The following is a 15,957-nucleotide window of genomic DNA, read 5'->3' as shown; positions in this document are numbered from 1 at the left end:
AACAGCCCTACACTCCGCTGGCATGCCGTTCCCTTCAGCGCCGAAGGACCGCGACCGCCCCTGGGTCATGCGCACCTACGCCGGCCACTCGTCACCCGCCGAGTCCAACGCCCTGTACCGGCGCAACCTGGCGAAGGGGCAGACGGGCCTGTCGGTCGCCTTCGACCTGCCGACGCAGACCGGCTACGACCCCGACGACGAGCTCGCCGTCGGTGAGGTGGGCAAGGTCGGCGTGCCGGTGACGCACATCGGCGACATGCGCGCGCTGTTCGACGGCATCCCGCTCGACGAGATGAACACCTCGATGACGATCAACGCCACCGCCATGTGGCTGCTCGCGCTCTACCAGGCCGTCGCCGAGGAACACGGCCACGACGTCGCGAAGCTCGCCGGGACGACGCAGAACGACATCATCAAGGAGTACCTGTCGCGGGGGACCTACGTCTTCCCGCCCGGGCCCTCGATGCGGCTGATCACCGACATGGTCGCCTACACGGTGACGGCCATGCCGAAGTGGAACCCGATCAACATCTGCAGCTACCACCTGCAGGAGGCCGGGGCGACGCCGGTGCAGGAGATCGCCTACGCGATGAGCACCGCGATCGCCGTCCTGGACTCGGTGCGCGACTCCGGCCAGGTGCCGCAGGAGCGCTTCGGCGAGGTGGTCGCGCGCATCTCCTTCTTCGTCAACGCGGGCGTCCGCTTCGTCGAGGAGATGTGCAAGATGCGCGCCTTCACCCGGCTCTGGGACGAGCTGACGCAGGAGCGCTACGGCGTGCAGGACCCCAAGCACCGCCGCTTCCGCTACGGCGTGCAGGTCAACTCCCTGGGCCTGACCGAGGCGCAGCCGGAGAACAACGTCCAGCGGATCGTGCTCGAGATGCTCGCCGTGACGCTGTCGAGGGACGCCCGCGCCCGCGCCGTCCAGCTGCCGGCGTGGAACGAGGCGCTGGGCCTGCCCCGGCCGTGGGACCAGCAGTGGTCGCTGCGGCTGCAGCAGGTGCTCGCCTACGAGACCGACCTGCTCGAGTACGACGACCTGTTCACCGGCTCGGTCGTCGTCGAGAGGAAGGTGTCCGAGATCGTCGAGGGCGCCCGCGCCGAGATCGCCCGGGTGCAGGAGATGGGCGGGGCGGTCGCCGCCGTCGAGTCCGGCTACATGAAGGGGCAGCTGGTCGCCTCGCTGGCCGAGCGGCGGCGCCGGATGGAGAGCGGCGACGACGTCGTCGTCGGGGTGAACCGGTTCGACAGCACCGAGCCCAACCCGCTGACGGCGGACCTCGACACCGCGATCATGGTGGTCGACCCGGCCGTGGAGGCGTCGGCGAAGGAGGCCGTCCAGCGCTGGCGGGCCGAGCGCGACCCGGCACCGGTGGAGGCCGCGCTGGCCGCCCTGCGGGAGGCCGCCGGCAGCGACGTCAACCTGATGCCCGCGACCCTCGCGTGCGCCCGCGCGGGCGTGACGACGGGGGAGTGGGCCGGCGTGCTGCGCGAGGTGTTCGGCGAGTACCGCGCCCCCACCGGCGTGGCCGCGGCCACCGGCGGCGGCGAGGCCGACGAGACGCTGGCCGAGGTCCGCGAGCGCGTGCGCGCCACCGGCGAGGAACTCGGCGGGCGGCTGCGGTTCCTCGTCGGCAAGCCCGGCCTCGACGGGCACTCCAACGGCGCCGAGCAGATCGCCGTCCGGGCCCGCGACGCCGGCTTCGAGGTGGTCTACCAGGGCATCCGGCTCACGCCCGCGCAGATCGTGTCGGCCGCCGTCGAGGAGGACGTGCACGTCGTGGGGCTGTCGGTGCTGTCCGGCTCGCACCTGCAGGTCGTGCCGGCGGTGCTGCGCGGGCTGCGGGACGCCGGGCTCGACGACGTCCCGGTGGTGGTCGGCGGGATCATCCCCGACAGCGACGCCCGGCGGCTGCGCGAGCAGGGCGTCGCCCGGGTGTTCACGCCCAAGGACTTCGGCCTCACCGACATCATGGGCCAGGTCGTCGACGTCGTCCGCGAGGCCAACGGCCTCGACGAGCGGGTCCCCGCGACCGCCTAGCGGGCCGCCTCCCCGAGCGGGGCGGGGCGGCCGAACAGGTGGCCCTGCCCCAGCCGGACGCCCCGGGCCAGCAGGGCGTCCCGCTCGGCGGGGGTCTCCACGCCCTCGGCCACGAGCGCGGACCCCGTCTCGGCGGCGAAGGCCACCATCGCGGCGGTCATCGCCTGCCGGGCCGGGTCGGCGTCCACGCCGCTGACCAGCGCGATGTCGAGCTTGATGGTGTCCGGGCGCAGCCGCAGGATGTGCCGCAGGCTCGCGTAGCCGGCGCCGGCGTCGTCCACGCTCAGCCGGATGCCGGCCCGCCGCAGCGGCTCGACGGCGACCAGCACGGCCGGGTAGTCCTCGATCGGGGAGTGCTCGGTGACCTCCACGGTCAGCGGCACCCGCGCCGCCCCCTCGACCAGCGCCCGGCCCACGGCGGGCACGAGCAGCGCCTCGGGGGAGACGTTGACCGCCAGGCGGGTGCCGGGCGGGAGCCGGTCGGCCAGCGCCAGCGCCGAGCGCACCGCCAGCAGCTCCAGCTCCACCCCGAGCCCCACGGCCGCGGCGTCGGTGAACAGCGTCGCCGGACCCTCCTCGCGGCCGGGGAAGCGGGCCAGCGCCTCGTGCGCCACCACCCGGCCGGAGCGCATGTCCACCACCGGCTGCAGGTGGATCGCGACCGCCCGGCGGGTGAGGACGTCGACGACGCGGGCCCGCCGCGCGGTGAGCTCGGCCTCGGCGACCTCCTCGGCGGCCAGCCGCTCGCCGATGAGGTCGGCCAGCATCTCCACGGTGCGGACCGCGCCCCCGTCGAGGTGCTCACCGGCGTCGCGGCTGAGGCAGCACAGCATGCCGAGCGGCCGCCGTTCGCCGTCGCGCACCGGGGCGCCGACGTAGGAACCGATGCCCAGGGCCTCGGTGACCGCCAGGTCCCGGGTGACGGGGTTGCGGTCGGCCGCGGTCACCACCGGCGGCAGCTGGCCCGCGAGCACGCGCACGCAGAAGGACTCCTCCAGCGGCAGCGACATCCCCTCCTCGACGTGCATGGCGTCGAGCTCGCCGGTGGCGGAGGTGATGTGCTGGCGCCCCTCCTCGAACACCGACAGCCACGCCACGTCCATGTCCAGCCGGGCCCGGGCGAGGTCGAGCAGGCGGTGCACCCAGTCGTCGGAGGGCGCGGACGTCGGGGGAGCGGCGAGCGACCGGGGAGAGCCCACCCCGGCATCCTGACGGTTGGGGAAGCGCTTGCCCAGCGGTAGCGGAACGGCCTCGTACGACTACCGGCGCGGGCCGAACCGGACGTCGACGCCCGGGGAGAACAGCACGCTGTCGGGCGGGCCGCCGACCCCGGGCAGCCCGGCGGCGGCCAGCAGGTCGCCGTCCCAGGTCAGGAGCTCGGCGCGGTGCAGCGGCCAGGCCGGGTGCTCGTTGGGCCAGTAGCGCGTGCGCCCGAGCGTCGTCTGGTGCAGCCCCCACCGACCGGTGAGGAACCGCTCGAGCGGGCCGGGGGCGGTCAGCCGCTCACCCACCCGCAGCTCGATCCGCCCGCCGGCGCCGCGGGGGCCGGGCCAGCGGCGGCGCGAGGTGTAGGTCAGCCGGTCGCCGTCGCGGGCCTCCTCGACGTCCAGGCGCATCCGGGACCACAGGTAGGGCAGCCCGGCGGCCCGGGCGACCAGCACCGGCAGCAGCCGGTCGGCGTCGAGGGACCGGAAGACGACGCCGCGGCGGCCCTGCCCGTCGACGGAGTACAGCCGCACGTTCGTCTCGAGGAACGAGCCGACCCAGGGCAGGCCGGGGGAGCCGAGGACGCCGATGCGCCGCATCCGGAAGGGCACCAGGCCCACCCAGCTCGCGCCGTCGTGCACGTCGGGCTCGGTGCCGGGCGGCAGCAGCGGCGCGACGACGGCCGGGTCGACCGCCCAGTGCACGAAGGCGACGTCGCGCCAGCCCTGCGTGAACAGCGTCCGGCCGGCGGCGCGCGGCGCGGTGTCGGTGACCTCCTCGGGCTGCACGCCTCCCAGCCTCCCCAGCGGCGTTGCCCGCGGCGACCCCGGCGTGGTGAGGTCGGCCACATGACCGCTGAGGGTGCGCCCCGCGTCGAGCGGGACGGCGACGTCGTCCGCATCACCATGTGCCGGCCGCGGAAGCGCAACGCGCTGTCCCGCGACCACCTGCAGCAGCTGCTGGCCGCGGTGACCGAGGCGGGGGAGGGCGACGCCGCCGGGATCGTGCTCGGCGCCGAGGGGCCGGTGTTCAGCGCGGGCCACGACTTCGCCGACGTCCTCGACGCCCCGCTGCCCGACGTGCGCAGCCTGCTGGCGCTGTGCACCGAGCTCATGCAGACGATCGAGCAGGTGCCGCAGGTCGTCGTCGCCCGGGTGCACGCGCTGGCCACCGCAGCCGGCTGCCAGCTGGTCGCCTCCTGCGACCTGGCCGTGGCCGCCGAGTCGGCCGGCTTCGCCGCGCCCGGCGGCAAGGGCGGCTGGTTCTGCCACACGCCGATGGTGCCGATCGCCCGCAACGTCGGCCGCAAGCGCGCGATGGAGCTGGCGCTCACCGGCGACGTCATCGACGCCCGCACCGCGCTGGACTGGGGCCTGGTCAACCGGGTGGTCCCCGACGCCGACCTCGACGCCGCCGTCGACGACCTGATGGCGCGGGCCACCCGCGGCTCGCGGGCCAGCAAGGCCTGGGGCAAGCGGACGATGTACGCCCAGCTCGACCGGCCCGAGCGCGACGCCTACGCCACGGCGGTCGAGGTCATGGCCGCGGCGAGCCAGCTCGACGGCGCCCGCGAGGGCATGCGCTCGTTCCTGGAGAAGCGCTCCCCGGTCTGGACCGACTGATCGGGGGACCCTGCCGGGCCCGGCCGGGCCGCGTCGGATAGACAGTCCGCATGTCCGAGGTGACGCGCTCCGACGCCGGCTGGCTCTCCCGGGAGGAGATGGACCTCGCGCGGGAGCGGCTCCCGATCCTGTACGTGGACGCCGTGCCGGTGCGGGTGGACGGCCAGGGCGTCGTCACCGCCGTCGGCCTGCTGCTGCGGATCGGCGAGGACGGCCAGGTGAAGCGGGCGCTGGTGTCGGGCCGGGTGCTGCACCACGAGCGGGTCCGCTCGGCGCTGCTGCGGCACCTGGAGAAGGACCTCGGCCCCCTTGCGCTGCCCCGCGTCCCCCCGGCCCCGCAGCCGTTCACGATCGCCGAGTACTTCCCGACGCCGGGGGTGACGCCGTTCCACGACCCCCGCCAGCACGCCGTCTCGCTGGCCTACGTCGTGCCGGTCGAGGGCGACTGCGCGCCGCAGCAGGACGCGCTGGAGCTCACCTGGTTCACCCCGGACGAGGTGCGCGAGTCCACCGTGCTGGCCGAGCTGGCCGGCGGCCAGGGCACGCTGCTGCTGCAGGCGCTGGCGCACCTCGGCGTCTGAGCGGGCGGGTCAGCGCCCGAGGTCGGTGCAGCCCGACTCGTGCGGGAGGACCGGCCGGAAGGTGACCGACCAGCGGGCGCCGTCGGGTGCGACCCACGGCGTGAGGGCGTTCGCCGACGCGGCCGCGGCCAGCACGTCGGCGCCCTGCCGGCCGGTGGCGCTCACACAGGTGAGGCCCGCACCCAGCGGCGTCCCGGGGAGCTCCGGGCCCGGCCAGGCGACCTCGGGCTGCGGCAGCTCGGGGTCGCCGCCGGCGTACGGCTGCACGACGGCGGCGACGGTCTGCGGGACGTAGGGCGCGCTCGGCGCGGTCTGCGAGGTGAGCTCGTCGACCAGCCCCCGCAGCCGCGCGCGGGCCTCCGCCTGCTCGGGCGTGACGGAGTCGTCGGGCGTCTCGGACAGCGCGTAGACCTCCCGCACCGCCGTCCCGCCGCCGGTGACGAGGGTGAAGCGGGTCGTCGTCGCGTCGGCCACCGGCGGGTCGCCCAGGTCGCCCGTCTCGGGGGGGGGGGGGGGGGGGGGGGGGGGGGGGCGGGGGGGGGGGCGGGGGGGGGGGGGGGGGGGGGGGGGGGGGGGGGGGGGGGGGGGGGGGGGTGGGGGGGGAGGGGGGGCGGGGCGGCGCCCCGCCCGCCGCGCCCCCCCCCCCCCCGCCCCCCCCGCCCCCCCCCCCCCCCCCGGCGGCCTGCACGAGGTCGCGGACGACGTCCTCGCCGACCTGCTGCACCTGCACGTTCGGCAGCGCCGGCGCCGGCCAGATCTCGATCTGCGGGCCCTGCGTGAGGATCCGCCCGTCGCCGTAGACGCTCACCACCGGCAGCCGGGCGGCCAGCTCGTCCGGTGTGGTGAAGCCGCCGGTGTGCGCGACCTCCAGCACCAGCCCCGACGGCAGCGCCGCGGCGCCGGAGGAGGGCGCCGCGGCGTCCCCGCCGTCCCCGGCGCAGGCGGCGAGCGAGAGCGCCAGGGCCAGCAGTCCGGCCCCGCGGGCCGCCGACGTCGTCGTCACGGTCGTGCGACGCGCGACCCCGGCCGCGGGGTTCCCGTCGTGACCGGACCGGTACCGTCGGCGCCCGTGCGCCTGGTCATCGCCCGTTGCTCGGTCGACTACATCGGGCGGCTGACCGCCCACCTGCCCCTCGCCACCCGGCTGCTGCTGGTCAAGGCCGACGGCTCGGTCTCGGTCCACGCCGACGACCGCGCCTACAAGCCGCTCAACTGGATGACCCCGCCGTGCACGCTGAAGGACGAGCTCGTCGACACCCCCGACGGCAGGGCCGGCACCTGGACGGTCACCAACAAGGCCGGTGAGCAGCTCGTCATCACCATCGAGGCGGTCGAGCACGACAGCTCCCACGAGCTGGGCGTCGACCCGGGCCTGCAGAAGGACGGCGTCGAGGCCGAGCTGCAGCGGCTGCTGGCCCTGCACGTGGAGACCTTCGGCGCCGGGTGGTCGCTGGTGCGCCGGGAGTACCCGACGGCGATCGGCCCGGTGGACCTGCTGTGCCGCGACGCCGAGGGGCGCACCGTGGCGGTGGAGATCAAGCGGCGCGGGGAGATCGACGGCGTCGAGCAGCTCACCCGCTACCTCGAGCTGCTCAACCGCGACCCGCTGCTCGCGCCGGTCAAGGGCGTGTTCGCCGCGCAGGAGATCAGGCCGCAGGCCCGGGTGCTGGCCACCGACCGCGGCATCGACTGCGTGACCGTCGACTACGCCGTCCTCAAGGGCACCGACGACCCCACGCAGCGCCTCTTCTAGCGATCGCCCCGACCACTCCGGGTCCGGACCGGCGGGGACCTGTCCGGAACCGGCAAAGGGGATGTCCGGCACGGGAAAGACTCCGCGGTCGCGCTCGCCTTGACTCTCCTCCGGCGTCACGCAGGTGTGACGCAGACCCCATCGCGGAGGAGTGACCCCATGCCCGAGGCCCCCGGTAACGAGTTCTGGCGCGACCTGAAGCCGATCGTCAACGCGCTCAAGCCCGACGCCCAGCCCGAGGTGTTCCACCAGTACGCGCCGGTCGAGGACGAGCGCTACTACGTGCCGCTCAGTCCCACCGTCGGGTCGCGGCCGCTGTGGATCTCCCCGCGGGACAACCGTTGGGCCGACGTCCTGTGGGCGCGCTCGGCCGGCCTGGTGAACCGGCACTACCACCCGCACGAGGTCTTCGCGTACACGATCAGCGGGAAGTGGGGATACCTCGAGCAGCCCTGGACGGCCACGAAGGGGTCGTTCGTCTACGAGACGCCCGGTGAGGGCCACACGCTCGTCGCGTACGAGTCCGACGAGCCGATGCGCGCCTTCTTCGTCGTGACGGGCCCCCTGGTCTGGCTGGACGAGGACGGCAACGGCAACGGCTACTTCGACGTCCACGACTACCTGGCGCTCTGTCGCGAGCACTACGACCGCGTCGGCATCGGTGCCGGCTTCGTCGACACCCTGATCCGCTGACACGCGCGCGGTCCTGGAGCCGACGATGACCACCACTGCGCCGTCCGTGGCCGCGGAGGCGGGCTACACCCCGCCCCCGCGGGGCGGCCGCTACGAGAACGTCCTGCTCGCCGTCCTGTTCAGCACCTTCGGCTTCGTCTTCTTCGACCGACTGGCGCTGAACTACCTGACGCCGTACTTCAAGGACGAGCTCGACCTCACCAACGCACAGATCGGCCTGCTCGGCGGCATCCCGGCGCTGACCTGGGCCGTCGCCGGACTCTGCGTCGGCCTGCTGTCGGACCGGATCGACCGGCGCAAGCCGCTGCTCATCGCGGCGATCGTGACCTTCACCCTGTTCTCCGCCCTGTCCGGCCTCGTCGGCGGGCTGGCCAGCCTGCTGCTGTTCCGGGCGTTGATGGGCGGTGCGGAGGGTGCGGTGCTGCCGCTGTCCCAGACGCTCATGGCGCACTCGTCGACGCCGCGCCGGCGCGGGCTGAACATGGGCCTGTTGCAGGGCTCCTCGGCCGGCCTGCTCGGCGGGATCGTCGGACCGCTCGTGACGGTGTGGGTGGCGGAGTCCTACGGGTGGCGAACGGCGTTCTACGTGACGGTCGTGCCCGGCGTGGTCATGGCCGCCCTCGTGCTGTGGCTCGTCCGCGATCTGCGGCTGCGCCACCCCGCCACGCAGGCCATGGACGGCGGGGTCGTGACCGAGAGCCACGGCGCCGGCGGACTGCGTTCGGTGCTGCGTCACCGCAACGTCGTCGTGTGCCTGCTGATCGCGATCTTCTACCTCACCTGGTTCGTGACCACGCAGACCTTCACCCCGCTGTACCTGGCCGAGGTCAAGGGGTTCGACGGTGGGGACGCGGGCTTCGTGCTCACCGGCATCGGGGTGGCATGGGTGCTCTGGGGAGCGCTGGTCCCGGGTCTGTCGGACCGGTTCGGGCGCAAGCCCGCGCTGACCGGGGCGACCGTCCTGGCGGTCCTCGCCCCGGTCGCGATCATGACCATCGACTCGCCGGCCCTGCTCTTCGGCGCGCTGGTGCTGACCTACACCGGGATGGGCTGCTTCACGCTGTTCATGGCGACGATCCCGGCCGAGACGGTGCCCAAGGGCGTGATGGCGACCGCGCTCGGGCTGATCATGGGCGTCGGTGAGGTCGTCGGCGGCTTCCTCGCCCCGGCGCTCGCCGGTCGGCTCTCCGACAGCCTCGGCCTCGACGCCACGATGGTCGTCAGCTCGGGGGCCGCGGTCGTGGTGCTGCTGCTGTCAGCCGCACTCGTCGAGACGGCTCCGGCGCGCGTCGCCCGGCGGACGGAGGCCGCGGCGTGACCGTCGTGACGCCGCACGGGTCGGAGGTGCCGCCGGTCGCGGCCGGCGGCACCTCCCCCCGCGTCGCCCGGGCGGTGCGCTGGCACGGCCCGCGCGATCTGCGCCTGGAGAGCGTGGCGGTACCGGCCCCGGGTCCCGGGGAGGTGCTCGTCGCCGTGGCCTGGTGCGGTGTCTGCGGGAGCGACCTCCACGAGGTCGCCGACGGACCGCACGCCGTCCCGGTCGACCGGCCACACCCGCTGTCCGGCGCGCTCGCGCCTGTGACGCTCGGCCACGAGTTCTCCGGCACCGTGGCGGCGCTGGGGGAGGGCGTGGAGGGCCCGCCCGCGGGCAGCGCGGTCGCGATCGAGCCCAACTACCGCTGCGGCCGGTGCACCGCCTGCCGCGAGGGCCGGTACGAGGTCTGCGCCGGCTTCGGCTTCGCCGGTCTCATGGGCGACGGCGGCATGGCCGAGTACGCCGTCGTCCCGGCCTACATGGTCCGCCCGCTGCCGGCCGGCACGGACCTGGCGGCGGCTGCCGTCCTCGAGCCGGCCGCGGTGGCCCTGCACGCCGTCCGCCGCTCCTCGGTCGCCCCCGGGCAGTCCGCGCTCGTCGTCGGCCTCGGCCCGGTGGGGCTCCTGGTGTGCGCGCTCCTCCGGGAGGCGGGCGCCGGCCTGATCGTCGGGGTGGACCCGGTCAGGGCCCGCCGGGCGATGGGCGGGCGGTACGGCGCCGACGCCACCGTCGCGCCAGAGGACGTCGCGGCGCTCGTCGCGGCCCGCACCGGCAGCGACGGCGTGCACGTGGCCTTCGAGGTGGCCGGGGCGCAGCCGGCCTTCGACACCGCGCTCGCGAGCCTGCGCACAGGTGGCGAGCTGGTGCTGCTCGGGCTCGCCGACCGGCTGGTGCTCCCGGCGTCGGTCATGGTCGACCGGGAACTCACGATCACCGCCAGCGTCGGCTACCGGGACTGCCACGACGAGTTGATCGGACTCGTGGCGGCCGGTCGCCTCGATCTCGCCGGCCTGGTCACCGACGTCGTGGACCTGGCAGACGCCCCGGCTGCCCTGCTCGCGATGGCCACCGGTGCAGGCCGCGGGGGGAAGACGCTCGTACGCTGCGGCGGGTCTGCGTCGTGACCTGGCGACCGGATCTCTTCGACGGGCGCACGGCCCTGGTCACCGGCGGCACGTCGGGCATCGGGGCCGCGACCGCGCTGCGTCTCGCCGGGCTGGGGGCGGCCGTGCACGCGGTCGGGCTCGGGGCCGACGGGCCGAACGCGCCGGCGGCCGACGGGGTGACCGTGGCCGAGCTGGACGTCACCGACACCGCCGCGCTGCCGGGGTACCTCGACCGCCTCGACCGCCTCGACGTCCTCGTGTGCTGTGCAGGCGTGAGCCGGGACCGAGCCGAGTACGACCTCGGCACCTTCACCGAGGTGCTGGCGGTCAACCTCACCGCGACCATGCGCGCGGCCGAGGCCGCCCGACCGCTGCTGGCCGCAGACGGCGGTTGCGTGGTCACCACCGCGTCGATGTACAGCTTCTTCGGCGCCGCCGACCGGCCGGCCTACAGCGCCAGCAAGGGCGGGATCGTCCAGCTGACCCGGTCGCTGGCGGCCGAGTACGCCGACGAGGGGATCCGGGTCAACGCGGTCGCGCCCGGTTGGATCGACACGCCCCTGTCACAGGGCCTGCAGGCCGATCCGGTGGCCAGCGCGGCGGTCCTGGACCGGATGCCGTTCCGGCGGTGGGGCGACGTGGCCGACGTCGCCGAGGTCGTCGTCTTCCTCGCCTCGCCCGCGGCGGCCTACGTCACCGGAGTCGTGCTGCCTGTCGACGGCGGCTACCTGACCGTGTGACCTGACCGACACCGCAGCGCCCGGCCGGTACCCTGACCGGTGCCGGCCGGGCGCAGGCGTCGCCCGCTCGACCGCCCCCGGAGGTCCCGTGTCCGCTCCGCTGCTCTCCTCGGTGTCCACCGTCGCCGTGGACGCCGGGGACCGCCTGGCCTTCTGGGAGGAGTACAACGCGGAGGCGCTGGTCGGCCTGACCTGTAGCACCTACGAGCCGGAGGGCCTGGTGGCCCGGCAGCTCAACCTCGACCTCGGTGGCCTGCGGGTCGCTGACATCGCGGGCAACGCCCATGTCATCGAGCGGGCGCCGGCGCTGGTGCGAGCCCGGCCCAAGGAGGCCACCTTCGCCACCATGCTGCTGGAGGGGGAGGCGTTCTTCTACCACCCGGGCGGCTACCTGACCCTGGGTGCCGGGGACGTCGTGGTCTACGAGACCGACCGGCCCTACCTGTTCGGCTTCGGAACGGCGATGCGCCAGCTGCTGCTCGACGTGCCGCGCGAGGTCTTCCGCGAGCGGTGCGGTCCGGTGTCCCTGGAGAGGCCGATGCGCGTGGCCGGGAACGGGCAGGGCGCCGCGAGCGTGACCGCTCGTGCGCTGCGTGACGCGCTCCTGGACCTCGTCGGCGACCCCGTGGTACCGCGCGCGACCGCGGGTGACCAGCTGCTGGACCTGCTCGCCACGATGACCACCGGGACGGGGTCCGCGGCCAGCACGACACGCCTGCTGGCCGCACAGGCCTGGATCGGCGAGCACCTCCAGGACCCGGGGCTGTGCACCGAGGCCGTCGCCCGGGCGGTGGGCGTGACGGCCCGGCACCTCAACCGGGCCTTCGCCACCGAGGGCACCACCGTGGCGCAGTACGTCCAGGCACGCCGGCTCGACTCCGCGCGCGCGGAGCTCGAGGACGCCTCCGCGGACGGCTCTCGGATCGCCGACGTCGCCTGCCGGTGGGGGTTCGCCTCGCAAGCCCACTTCACCCGCCTCTTCCGGGCCCGGTTCGACTGCACGCCGTCCGACGTCCGTGCAGCGGCACGTCCCTCCGGCCGGGCCGTGGCTCCCGCTACCCGCCGGTAGGGGCGGCCCTCCCCGGGTGGGAGACTGCCCCGGTCAGCGGACGGGAGGAGATGGCAGCGTGGCCAGAGAACTGACCGAGGTCGGCGTGGTGGGGCTCGGCACCATGGGTGCGGGCATCGCCGAGGTGCTGGCCCGCGCGGGCCTGTCGGTGACCGCCGTGGAGATCAGCGAGGACGCCCTCGCGCGCGGACGCGGGCACGTCGAGCAGTCGACGGACAAGGCGGTCTCGCGCGGCAAGCTGGAGCCGGCGGAGCGCGACGCGATCCTCGGCCGGATCCGGTTCAGCACCTCGCTGGAGGACCTCGCCTCCGCCGAGCTGGTCGTGGAGGCCGTCCCGGAGCGGATGGAGCTCAAGACCGACCTGTTCGCGAAGCTCGACAAGATCTGCCCGCCGGACACCATCCTGGCCACGAACACCTCGAGCCTGTCGGTGACCGAGCTGTCGGTGGCCACCGGCCGCCCGAGCAAGGTCATCGGGATGCACTTCTTCAACCCGGCGCCGGTCATGAAGCTGGTCGAGGTCGTGCGCACCGTCGTCACCGAGCCCTCGGTCATCGAGGACGTCGAGGCCCTGGCCGAGCGCCTCGGCAAGGTCGACGTGACGATCGGCGACAAGGCCGGCTTCATCGCCAACGCGCTGCTGTTCGGCTACCTCAACCACGCGGTCTCGATGTACGAGAACCGCTACGCCAGCCGCGAGGACATCGACGCGGCCATGCGGCTGGGCTGCGGCCTGCCGATGGGCCCGCTGGCGCTCATGGACCTCATCGGCATCGACACCGCCTACGAGATCCTCGACACGATGTACAAGCAGTCGCGCGACCGGCTGCACGCGCCGAGCCCGGTCATCAAGCAGATGATGACCGCGGGCCTGCTGGGCCGGAAGTCCGGCCGCGGCTTCTACACCTACGCCGGCCGCGACTCCGCCGAGGTCGTCCCCGACGCCGCCACCCCGCCCGCCGGCGGCGCGGCCGAGGGGGCGCGCCCGGTCTCGCTGGTCGGCGTCGTCGGCTCGGGCACGATGGCCACCGGGATCATCGAGGTCGTCGCCAAGGGCGGCTACGACGTGGTCTTCCAGGCCCGCTCGCCGGAGAAGGTCGACGCCGTCTCGGCCGCGCTGCGCAAGTCGCTGGACAAGCAGGTGGCCCGCGGGCGCCTCGACGAGGCCGGCCGCGACGAGGTGCTCGGCCGGGTCCGCGGTACCACCTCGCTGGACGACCTCGCCGACCGCGACCTCGTCATCGAGGCCGTCGTCGAGTCGCTGCCGGTCAAGCAGGCGCTGTTCGCGGCGCTCGGCGAGATCGCCAAGCCCGGGGCTGTCCTCGCCACGACGACGTCGAGCCTGCCGGTCATCGAGTGCGCCAAGGCCAGCGAGCGCCCCGGCGACGTCGTCGGCCTGCACTTCTTCAACCCCGCGCCGGTCATGAAGCTCGTGGAGGTGGTCAGCACCATCGCCACCGCCCCCGACGTCGCGGCCACCGCCCACGCGGTCTGCGCGCAGCTGGGCAAGCACGCGGTCTCCTGCACCGACCGCGCCGGGTTCATCGTCAACGCGCTGCTGTTCCCGTACCTGAACGACGCCGTGAAGATGCTCGAGGCGCACTACGCGACCGCCGACGACATCGACGCCGCGATGAAGGTCGGTTGCGGCTACCCGATGGGGCCCTTCGAGCTGCTCGACGTCGTCGGCCTCGACGTGTCGCTGGCGATCGAGCGGGAGCTCTACACCGAGTTCCGCGAGCCCGGCTTCGCGCCGGCGCCGCTGCTCGAGCACCTGGTCACCGCCGGGTACCTCGGCCGCAAGACCGGCCGCGGGTTCCGGGACTACTCCCGCCGCTGAGGCCGTGCCGCGCCGGGGACGACGGAGCAGCGGGGGGCGGCCGGGTGGCCGCCCCCCGCTGTCACGTCGGCCCGAGAGCGTGGAGGAGGCCGGCGACGGCGACTGGGTCGTCCGGCAGCTGAGCGGGGCCGCGAGCGCCAAGGCCTACCGCTGCCCCGGCTGCGACCAGGAGATCCGGCCCGGCACGCCGCACCTGGTCACGTGGCCCGCCTACGCCCGCGACTCCGACCTCGAGCCGTGGGACACCGACTCCGCGGCCGACCTGCGCCGGCACTGGCACGCCGCCTGCTGGCGGGCCCGCGACCGCCGCCGCTAGACGAGGGCTCACCCCACCGCGCGGGCGAACACCACCACGTTGTCCTCGTAGCTGCGCACCGCGCGGTCGAAGGCGCCGCCGCAGGTCACCAGCCGCAGCTGGGCGTCGGCGGTGGGACCGTAGACGGCGTCGGTGGGGAAGGCGTCCTTGGGGTGCCGCTCGACGCGGGTGACGGTGAACCGGGCCGTCGTGCCGTCGGAGCGGTCGACCAGCACCTCGTCGCCGGGGGCGAGCTCGCGCAGCCGGAAGAACACCGCCGGGCCCTCGGTGGAGTCGACGTGGCCGGCCACGACCGCGGGGCCGGTCTCCCCGGGCACCGGCCCGTCGGCGTACCAGCCGGCGAGGGAGGAGTCGGCGGGCGCCTCGAGCGCGCCGGCGGCGTCGAGGCCGAGGTCGACCAGGGCGCTGTCGACGCCGATCGCCGGCACCCGCACCCGGGTGGGCGTCGCGGTGGCCGCGGACGGCCGGGCGGCCAGCACCACCGGGCCCGGAGGCGCGGACGCGGACGCGGCGGCCTCCGCCGGAGCCGGGGACCCGGGCGTCAGGAGGGTCCCCGCGCCGGCGGCGAGGGCGAGGACCGCGACGACGACGCGCAGCAGCACCGCCCCCGGCCGGCGGGGTGCGCGGTGCCGCGACCGGCGGGGGACGGCGCGGTGGCGGGCGGAGGTCACCGCGCCCGCGGGCCGGCGGCGTGCCGGGCGCGGGCGGCGTGCCGGGGACCGGCGGCCGCGGTGCGCCGGGAGGCGACGAGGAGCAGCCCCGCGCCGGCGGTCAGCGAGCCGGCCGTGGCGGTGAGCACCACCGGCAGGGACGCGGAGCCGCCGGCCGTCCCGCCCGCGCCGGCCTCCACGCCGCCCGCGGGGACCACGCCCGGGCCGGCCGCGTCGAGCGCCGTCCGCACCGTCAGGCCGCCGCCCGGGCGGTCGAGCACCAGCACGCTGTAGACCGAGCCCGCGTCCACCTGCACCGGCAGGTCGGTGGCCTGCCCGCCCTCGGGCGTGACGCTGATGCTGGTGGCGCCGGCGGGCACGTCGACGTAGCCGGTGGTGTCGGCGAAGGTCAGATCGGTGGCGACCGCGGGGCCGCCGGGCACGGCGACGTCGAGGGTCGGCGCGCTCGCCGCGGCGGCGATGACGCGCACCCGCGAGGAGCCCGCGGGCGGCGGCGTCAGGTCGTCCTCGAGCACCTCCAGGCCGAGGTCGGCGAACGGGCCGACGCCGGCCACCGTGCGGGCGGAGTCGGTGCCCACCTGCACCGTCGTGGACAGCACCGGCGGGCTGTCGGGAGCGGCACCCGCGGCCCGCATGCTGATCGCGTACGTGCCGACCGGGACGGTCTGGTAGTCCGACACGGTGCCGTAGCCGACCGCCGGGAACACCTGGCCGGCGGCGGGGTCGGCCACGGAGTCGACGTACACGTCGACCGCGGGGGTGTCGGGGGACAGGTGCGCCAGCCGCAGCAGCCCCCCGTCGGCGGCGCTCGCCGCGGGCAGGGGCAGGCCCGCCAGGCCCGCCGTCAGCGCCGCCACCGCCAGGACCCGGCCCGTCCTCGCCACTGTTGCCTCCCCGTGTGCTGACCCGCTGCTCGCGGCACCCCGCGCTCCGGCGCAGCCGGGCGACCGCCCCACGTCTACCCGCTGCCCGGGCGGGCCGCACTCCGGGGTCCTCCCGGGCGT

General features: G+C 75.2%; 16 protein-coding genes. 11 read left to right on the top strand and 5 right to left on the bottom strand.

Going from position 1 to position 15,957, the window contains the following annotated elements; genetic code table 11:
* Positions 1–22: 22 nt before the first annotated feature.
* A complete protein-coding gene (locus tag ACI79X_RS02450) occupies positions 23–2,041 on the top strand; it encodes a protein meaA (RefSeq protein WP_457023821.1) in 2,019 nt (672 codons plus the stop codon).
* Here ACI79X_RS02450 and ACI79X_RS02445 read toward each other — a convergent pair.
* Together ACI79X_RS02445 and ACI79X_RS02440 are read right to left on the bottom strand one after the other, a co-directional pair.
* A complete protein-coding gene (locus tag ACI79X_RS02445) occupies positions 2,038–3,240 on the bottom strand; it encodes a sensor domain-containing phosphodiesterase (RefSeq protein WP_457023820.1) in 1,203 nt (400 codons plus the stop codon). The genes ACI79X_RS02450 and ACI79X_RS02445 overlap by 4 nt on opposite strands.
* Before the next feature lie 60 nt (positions 3,241–3,300).
* Positions 3,301–4,035, bottom strand: a complete 735-nt coding sequence (locus tag ACI79X_RS02440; RefSeq protein WP_457023819.1) for a YqjF family protein — start codon at positions 4,033–4,035, stop codon at positions 3,301–3,303.
* 60 nt (positions 4,036–4,095) lie between these two features.
* Between ACI79X_RS02440 and ACI79X_RS02435 the strand changes: the two genes are divergently transcribed.
* Both ACI79X_RS02435 and ACI79X_RS02430 read left to right on the top strand, forming a co-directional pair.
* Positions 4,096–4,869: an enoyl-CoA hydratase-related protein gene (locus tag ACI79X_RS02435; protein ID WP_457023818.1), complete on the top strand. Its 774-nt coding sequence runs from the start codon at positions 4,096–4,098 to the stop codon at positions 4,867–4,869.
* A 50-nt stretch (positions 4,870–4,919) separates the two neighbouring features.
* Positions 4,920–5,450: an NUDIX hydrolase family protein gene (locus tag ACI79X_RS02430; RefSeq protein WP_457023817.1), complete on the top strand. Its 531-nt coding sequence runs from the start codon at positions 4,920–4,922 to the stop codon at positions 5,448–5,450.
* Between the two features lie 9 nt (positions 5,451–5,459).
* Here ACI79X_RS02430 and ACI79X_RS02425 read toward each other — a convergent pair whose 3' ends face one another.
* Complete coding sequence (locus ACI79X_RS02425) at positions 5,460–5,924, bottom strand: hypothetical protein (protein WP_457023816.1); 465 nt, start codon at positions 5,922–5,924, stop codon at positions 5,460–5,462.
* Between the two features lie 595 nt (positions 5,925–6,519).
* Here ACI79X_RS02425 and nucS point away from each other — a divergent pair.
* From nucS to ACI79X_RS02385, 8 genes are all read left to right on the top strand, one after another.
* Entirely contained in the window at positions 6,520–7,203 is a 684-nt protein-coding gene (nucS, locus tag ACI79X_RS02420; protein ID WP_457023815.1) for an endonuclease NucS, read from the top strand.
* Between the two features lie 159 nt (positions 7,204–7,362).
* The gene (locus ACI79X_RS02415) at positions 7,363–7,896 is read left to right on the top strand and encodes a 2,4'-dihydroxyacetophenone dioxygenase family protein (protein ID WP_457023814.1); all 534 of its coding nucleotides are present in this window, start codon (positions 7,363–7,365) and stop codon (positions 7,894–7,896) included.
* Positions 7,897–7,921: 25 nt separating this feature from the next.
* Complete coding sequence (locus ACI79X_RS02410) at positions 7,922–9,214, top strand: MFS transporter (RefSeq protein ID WP_457023813.1); 1,293 nt, start codon at positions 7,922–7,924, stop codon at positions 9,212–9,214.
* On the top strand, positions 9,211–10,335 hold the full coding sequence (locus ACI79X_RS02405; RefSeq protein ID WP_457023812.1) for an alcohol dehydrogenase catalytic domain-containing protein: 1,125 nt from the start codon (positions 9,211–9,213) through the stop codon (positions 10,333–10,335). Before ACI79X_RS02410 ends, ACI79X_RS02405 begins: the two co-directional genes overlap by 4 nt.
* Positions 10,332–11,057 carry an SDR family NAD(P)-dependent oxidoreductase gene (locus ACI79X_RS02400; protein ID WP_457023811.1) on the top strand — a complete coding sequence of 242 codons (726 nt, stop codon included), beginning with the start codon at positions 10,332–10,334 and terminating at the stop codon, positions 11,055–11,057. Before ACI79X_RS02405 ends, ACI79X_RS02400 begins: the two co-directional genes overlap by 4 nt.
* A gap of 88 nt (positions 11,058–11,145) precedes the next feature.
* Complete coding sequence (locus ACI79X_RS02395) at positions 11,146–12,126, top strand: helix-turn-helix domain-containing protein (protein ID WP_457023810.1); 981 nt, start codon at positions 11,146–11,148, stop codon at positions 12,124–12,126.
* A 58-nt stretch (positions 12,127–12,184) separates the two neighbouring features.
* Entirely contained in the window at positions 12,185–13,966 is a 1,782-nt protein-coding gene (locus ACI79X_RS02390) for a 3-hydroxyacyl-CoA dehydrogenase family protein (protein WP_457023809.1), read from the top strand.
* Positions 13,967–14,045: 79 nt separating this feature from the next.
* A complete protein-coding gene (locus ACI79X_RS02385; RefSeq protein WP_457023808.1) occupies positions 14,046–14,282 on the top strand; it encodes a hypothetical protein in 237 nt (78 codons plus the stop codon).
* 8 nt (positions 14,283–14,290) lie between these two features.
* Here the strand turns inward: ACI79X_RS02385 and ACI79X_RS02380 are convergent, their stop codons facing one another.
* The gene (locus ACI79X_RS02380) at positions 14,291–14,953 is read right to left on the bottom strand and encodes a class F sortase (protein ID WP_457023807.1); all 663 of its coding nucleotides are present in this window, start codon (positions 14,951–14,953) and stop codon (positions 14,291–14,293) included.
* Complete coding sequence (locus ACI79X_RS02375) at positions 14,950–15,837, bottom strand: DUF4397 domain-containing protein (RefSeq protein ID WP_457023806.1); 888 nt, start codon at positions 15,835–15,837, stop codon at positions 14,950–14,952. The genes ACI79X_RS02380 and ACI79X_RS02375 overlap by 4 nt, the downstream gene beginning before the upstream one ends.
* Positions 15,838–15,957: the final 120 nt, after the last annotated feature.

This window comes from Geodermatophilus sp. SYSU D01119 (assembly GCF_054049975.1).
This window is presented reverse-complemented; position numbering and strand designations above follow the sequence as displayed.